3 protein-coding genes are annotated in these 6367 nt (G+C 40.0%); 2 read left to right on the top strand and 1 reads right to left on the bottom strand.

Features of this window, described 5'->3' with window-relative positions:
* The first annotated feature begins 348 nt into the window (after positions 1 to 348).
* Together pbp4b and ACT3RM_RS16530 are read left to right on the top strand one after the other, a co-directional pair.
* Positions 349 to 2793 (top strand): penicillin binding protein PBP4B, encoded by a 2445-nt coding sequence (pbp4b, locus tag ACT3RM_RS16535; RefSeq protein WP_441836568.1) that lies wholly within the window; start codon positions 349 to 351, stop codon positions 2791 to 2793.
* A gap of 145 nt (positions 2794 to 2938) precedes the next feature.
* Positions 2939 to 4315: a Na+/H+ antiporter NhaC family protein gene (locus ACT3RM_RS16530; RefSeq protein ID WP_441836569.1), complete on the top strand. Its 1377-nt coding sequence runs from the start codon at positions 2939 to 2941 to the stop codon at positions 4313 to 4315.
* Between the two features lie 437 nt (positions 4316 to 4752).
* Here ACT3RM_RS16530 and ACT3RM_RS16525 read toward each other — a convergent pair whose 3' ends face one another.
* On the bottom strand, positions 4753 to 5889 hold the full coding sequence (locus tag ACT3RM_RS16525) for a PQQ-dependent sugar dehydrogenase (protein WP_441995334.1): 1137 nt from the start codon (positions 5887 to 5889) through the stop codon (positions 4753 to 4755).
* Between the last annotated feature and the right edge of the window lie 478 nt (positions 5890 to 6367).

The following is a 6367-nucleotide window of genomic DNA, read 5'->3' as shown; positions in this document are numbered from 1 at the left end:
GAGAACTAGGAATAATATAATAACTAATTAATTGACTTACAACTACTGAGGGTAAATAAAAGAATACCTTTGTATTCAACCGAGGTATTAATAATTTACTCTAAGTATAAAATATCCTATATATTCTATTTTTTAAAAATAAAATATTTACATGTTTCTTGGCTGTGTTACTGTCATAAAGAGGAATCTATTTTTAAGTGATGGGTGGCGTAACGAATAGTTATGCATTTGCTTTAAAGTTAGTATAGTAAATATACGTATAAAAATTTATCAGTTTCCTGTCTTAGAGAAATAGTGGCTCGCTATTTTATGTTTGTACTTTGACTATTCTTTAATGAGAAAACAACAATGTTTATATCTTCTTGGTTAAAAAAAGCTAGTTTAATAATAACTACAACACTAGTTGTAAGCTGTGCTTCAACACCTTATGAGTTTACCCAATCGGCTAATTACAGCCACCGTATAAAGTTTTTAGTAATGCATTACACGGCTATTGATTATGCAAAGTCAGAACGAGTGTTGGTTAATGAAGGCGGCTTAAGTGCCCACTATCTGTTACCAGAGTCAAACGACGATAGTTACCCTGATGATGAGCTAAAAGTTATTCAGTTAGTTGATGAGCACGACCGAGCATGGCATGCAGGAAAAAGCTTTTGGCAAGGCCGGACAGATTTAAACGATCAATCCATCGGTATTGAAATAGTTAATGTACCGACTTGCCATTACCCAGAAATAAAACCGACAGTACGCATGGAAAATGACGCATCTAAGCTGTGTATTTTCCCAGATTTTGACGCGAAACAAGTTGAATTACTGATTGAGCTAAGTAAAGATATTTTGGTTCGTAATCCTGATATTGGCCCAACACAAGTGGTTGGACACTCAGACATTGCCCCAACACGTAAAAACGATCCTGGTCCACGTTTCCCTTGGTATCAACTTTATAAAGCCGGAGTCGGCGCATGGTATGACACTGAAACAGTGGATAAATATTGGCAGCAGTTTAGTTTAGCTACGCCGTCAATTGCACTAATCCAAAAAGCGCTACGTGGCTACGGTTATGATATACACGCGACTAATCAGCTTGATCCCCAAACTCTAGATACGCTAAGCGCATTCCAAATGCACTTTTTACCTTGGCATGTCAGTGGTAACGCTGATGCGCGAAGTGCGTCGGTATTATTTGCTTTGATGGAAAAGTACTTTCCTAAAAAAGCGGCTAAATTAATGGCTGAATATGAACAACAGCAACTAATTCCAGAGCCTATTATTGAGCCACTTGCTAACGCGCAAGTGGTTGCTAAAGTGCCGACGGCCCATCCAAGTTCGCGTAAACTAGTTAATGGCCGCGGTACGTTTAAAGCGTATAAAGGTCGCGGACAAATCATTATCGAAAATAACAATGCCAGTAGCGCTGATATCTTCATTAATGGTGAAAAAATAAATATAGCTAAACCACTTACCGCGCAAAAAATATATCAATACAGCTTAAAAAAACGTACTCATAACGGTATTAATACTTTTAAAGTTGAAAATGTATTGCCTGAGGGGGCAAACCTAACCCTGCGTTTCCCTTATCCAACTCTTAACACTAAGGCTATTAATAACCAGTCTTTTAGTGAGGTTGATAAGCTGATCAATGAAGAAGTTGCACGAGGCTTTCCAGGTGCAGTGCTTGCTGTTGTAAAAGACGGACAATTAGTGAAGTTAAGCCATTATGGGGATGCTAAAAAATACAATGCTGATGGCTCATTACTTGCTTATCCACAAAAAATGCAAAGTGATACGCTGTTTGATATTGCTTCAAATTCTAAAATGTTTGCGACTAACTTTGCGCTTATGAAGCTTGTCAGCGAAGGTAAGCTTGATGTCAATAAACCTCTTTTTTATTATTTACCAGAGTTTCGAGGTGCCGGTCGCGAACAGCGTTTAGTCAAAGATTTACTTACTCACAGTGCAGGCTACCCCGCGGTGGTTGATTTTCATCGTAAGGACAATAAGTTTGGCGAACGGTTCTTTTCACAAAATAGCTTACGCACTAAAAACCTATTATTAACCGGTGTGCCTTTTGTGGCAGGGCGTAACGTCAAGCACTTATACTCAGATATTGACTATATGTTGTTGGGAGTGTTAGTTGAGCGCCTTTCTGGCCAGCCACTTGATGCTTACGTAGAAGGGCAAATTTATCAGCCTCTTGGGCTTACCAATATTATGTATAACCCTCTACAAAAAGGGGTGACTAAAAACCATATTGCGGCTACCGAGTTGCAAGGCAATACGCGTGGTGGTCGTATTATGTTTGATAATGCCCGCACAGATGTACTACAAGGCGAAGTACATGATGAAAAAGCTTTTTATGCATTAGGTGGCGTTGCAGGACATGCTGGTTTATTTAGCACCGCAGAGGATTTATCAGTACTTGCTCAGGTACTTTTAAACCGTGGTGGTTATGACAATAAACAAATGTTTACCCCACAGGTTCTTGAACAATTTATTAGCCCGCAAGCCAGTGACGAAACCTATGGTTTAGGTTGGCGCCGCGCAGGTAACCAGGCTCTTAAATGGCACTTTGGCCCATATGCGAGCCCTGAAGCTTATGGTCATACTGGCTGGACTGGTACTGTCACTGTGATTGATCCTGCTTATGACCTCGCGATTGTATTACTCACGAATGCACGCCATAGCTCTATTGAAGGTGATGAAACACATTATGAGTTTGCAGGTAAAAAGTTTGAAACCGGTAAATACGGTTCTATAATTTCACTTGTTTACGAAGCGTTACTTAACCACTAATTAAACCATTAATTAAAACTACTAATCGAATTAAGTTGAGTTTATTACGGAACTGATTAAGCTAGTGGACTTATTCTGGCTTTGGTTATTAAAGGTCAATAATAATTATAACAGCAGCCAATAGGCTGCACTAAAAAGGTTTTTTATGTCTTGGTATTCTATTTTGCCACCGCTTATTGCGATAATTATCGTGTTTTGGCGTAAAGAAGTAATTATGGCACTGCTAGTCGCCGTTACTTCATCAGAGTTTTTACTTGCGTTACAAGGCGACGGAAATACGCTTTTTTATACTTTTATTAATACGATTGAGCGAGTGGTCGCGGTCGCAAGTTCTCCGGGTAATAGTCGTATACTTATTTTTAGTATTTTGATTGGTGCGTTACTTGCCTATATTCGTGAATCAGGTGGTGTAGCAGCAACGGTTAATATGTTGATGAACAAAGGCGTGGCAAAAAGTAAGCGTCAAGTTGGCTTTTTAACTATGTTCTCTGGTATAGCGGTGTTTATCGAGTCGAACCTAAGTGTATTAACCGCGGGTATTTTATCTCGTGGGCTGTTTGATAAGTTTAAAATGAGCCGCGCTCGTTTGGCTTACATTATCGATAGTACCAGTGCGCCGGTATGTATTTTAATTTTACTTAATGGCTGGGGCGCATACGTTCTTGGTTTATTAGGTAACTATGAAATGTCAGAGTCCGCAGTGTCGGTGCTTTGGGGCAGCATAGGCTATAATTTTTATGCGATAATCACTTTACTTATTGTTTTTTATACAATCTCATTTGACAAAGTACACGGTCCCTTAAAAAAAGCCGAAGAGCAATTAGAGCATCAACAAACTGAACTGCAAGAAGAAGTTAAAGGTACTAAAGCACGTTTTATGCTTGTGCCGCTATTAACTTTAATAGGCAGTATGGTTGGCTTTATGTTCTGGACTGGTGATGGTGATATTGCTAATGGCAGTGGTTCTAAATCAGTACTTTATGCAACAATTTTAGCCTGTGTTGTAGCTTACTTCTTGATGGTAACTGCGCGTCAATTTACGCATCACAAACTCGTTGATATTGGCTTCAAAGGCATGGGGGAATTATTACCATTAGTGGCTATTGTACTACTATCACTTACCTTAGGTGCAAGCTTAAAAGATTTAGGCACCGGTGATTTTGTAGCGGGGCTAGTGGGTGATTACTTACCTATTTACCTAGTAGTACCGGTGTTGTTTGTTACCGGTGGCGTCATTTCATTCACTACGGGTACGTCGTGGGGGACATTCGCTATCTTAATTCCAATTGGTGTACCACTTATTCAAGCGCTTGGTTTACCGCCTTCATTAGTCATTGCGGCTATTTTAGGTGGCGGCGTATTTGGGGATCACTGCTCACCAATATCAGACACCAGTGCGGTGTCGGCTATTGCCTCGGGTTGTGACTTACTTACCCATGTTAAAACACAAATGCCATATGCCTTGTTCGCTGGTAGCTTAACGTTTGTAGCATACTTAGTAACGAGTATTATTGTGCTGTAGATAGATGTGAGTTAGCTAAAGCAAAGCTAGCAAGTTAGACAATCAAAAGCCTGCAAATTTGCAGGCTTTTTTGTGAATTGCAGTTATACCAATATTATTTTTATGTGATCTGATTTATAAAAGTTTAATAAGCATTAAGCGCCGCGTAGGCTCGATTCTATATCGTGTTTTGAAAGCTGAAATCAAAGCCAATTTTAAATCTAGATATTATTGGTACACTAACTTATAGCTTGAGCTTTAGCCCAAAAAGCAGAAAGGTTTGAAGTGGCTAATCGTTATATTTTAAACATCATTATCAGGATAAATCCTGACCTAGACTAAAGCTATTTTTTGATTTTTTATAAAGTGTAGGAGCTGACTTTAGTCGCGAAAGTTCAGCTCCAATAGTAACTTACATGCGCGGGATAAGCCCGCTAATATAAGGTTTTGGTGGTTAATTAGCTTTTAGGCACCACACGGTAAACTCCCATTCCGTCGATTCCGAGATATAGATCACCGTTAGGGTGGGTAGAAATACTGCGAACTCTGCCTGCACCTTCAAATAGTTTGCTATGACTTGTTACTTTATTGCCATCTAACTTAACTAAAACTAAGTGAGCAAACTTCATCGCACCGACAAGGGCATGACCCTGCCACTGTGGATATTTATCACTGCTTACAAACTCCATTCCTGAAGGTGCGATAGACGGCACCCAGACCCAATCCGGTGTCTCCATTCCTTCACGGCTTGTTTCATCGGTAATTTTTGTGCCAATGTAATTAATACCATGAGTGATCTCAGGCCAGCCATAGTTTGCCCCAGACTTGATAATATTGATTTCATCACCGCCACGAGGCCCATGTTCATGGCTCCAAATTTGACCAGTTTTAGGATGCATCGCCATGCCTTGCGGATTCCTGTGGCCATACGAATAAATGCTATTGCGCGCGTTTTGCTGATTCACAAACGGGTTTGATTCTGGGATTGAACCGTCCGCGTTGATGCGGTGAATCTTGCCTGCATCATATTCTAAGCTTTGCGGATGAACATCTCGCTCACCGCGATCGCCAATTGAAAAATACAGGTAACCATCTTTATCAAACTCAATACGAGAGCCGTAATGTTTAGTCGTTGTGGTGTTGGGGGCACCATCAAACAATAGCTGTGTGTCGGTTAATTGCATATCTTTTAACTTCGCACGCATGATTGAGGTATTGTAGCCTTCCTCATCACCTTCATAGCCCGAGTATGAAAAGTAAATCCAGCCATTGTCTTTAAAGTTAGGGTCAAGCTCGATATCTAATAAGCCTCCTTGGCCCTCAGCATGTACTTTAGGTACACCTTTAATAGCTTGCTCTAACAGTTTGCCATTACGGATCATTCTAAGTTTGCCGGCTCTGTCTGTTACTAACAAGTCTTGTTCGTTAAGCCAAGCCATGCCCCAAGGAATTTGAATTCCCTCGGCAACTAATTCAAGCTCGTACTTATCGGCACTTGCGGCAACGGGCATAGGTTGTTCGGGCTGGGCGTTGGCCTGAAAAGAACTAAAACCGAAAATACCGAAGACCAAGCTGGTATAAAAATACTTTTTCATGATAACTCCAATTTATTAAAGGTGATGGTATTAGGGTAGCTTGTTATAAACAAAATTGTTACCAACATTAAGTAATGTGTCACTACATACCTACGAAAAATATAAGATAAACCCAGAAAACCGGAGCTTAGAGTCGTTTGATTCAGCGTTTTTATTGACGGCTTATTGGAGGTTTAATTTTGCTTCACTTTGCGAAAATGAAACGTGAAATGCCATACTCTTTTTTAACTTGATCCTGTTAATTAGCTTTGCTTGAGGCTTTCGCACTGACGACGGTAGTCAAGGAGGGGCCGCTAAGACTCTGGACTTTATCATTGCACCCCGAGCATCACGCTATACTCTTTAAATTATAATTAATGGCAATTATACAGCTTTGATTTTATCTATAAATTACTCATCCATTGCTTTTTTTACAGCGTGATGTCGGGGGAAGAAGTTAAACGTAATACTTGTGAAAAGATTTAAAAAGCAAACGCTC

The organism is Pseudoalteromonas sp. AOP7-A1-14, assembly GCF_052376275.1.
Classification (GTDB): domain Bacteria; phylum Pseudomonadota; class Gammaproteobacteria; order Enterobacterales; family Alteromonadaceae; genus Pseudoalteromonas.
This window is presented reverse-complemented; position numbering and strand designations above follow the sequence as displayed.

Coding starts and splice junctions, on each gene's coding strand:
- pbp4b (WP_441836568.1), top strand. CDS start 349: ATGTTTATATCTTCTTGGTTAAAAAAAGCTAGTTTAATAATAACTACA.
- ACT3RM_RS16530 (WP_441836569.1), top strand. CDS start 2,939: ATGTCTTGGTATTCTATTTTGCCACCGCTTATTGCGATAATTATCGTG.
- ACT3RM_RS16525 (WP_441995334.1), bottom strand. CDS start 5,889: ATGAAAAAGTATTTTTATACCAGCTTGGTCTTCGGTATTTTCGGTTTT.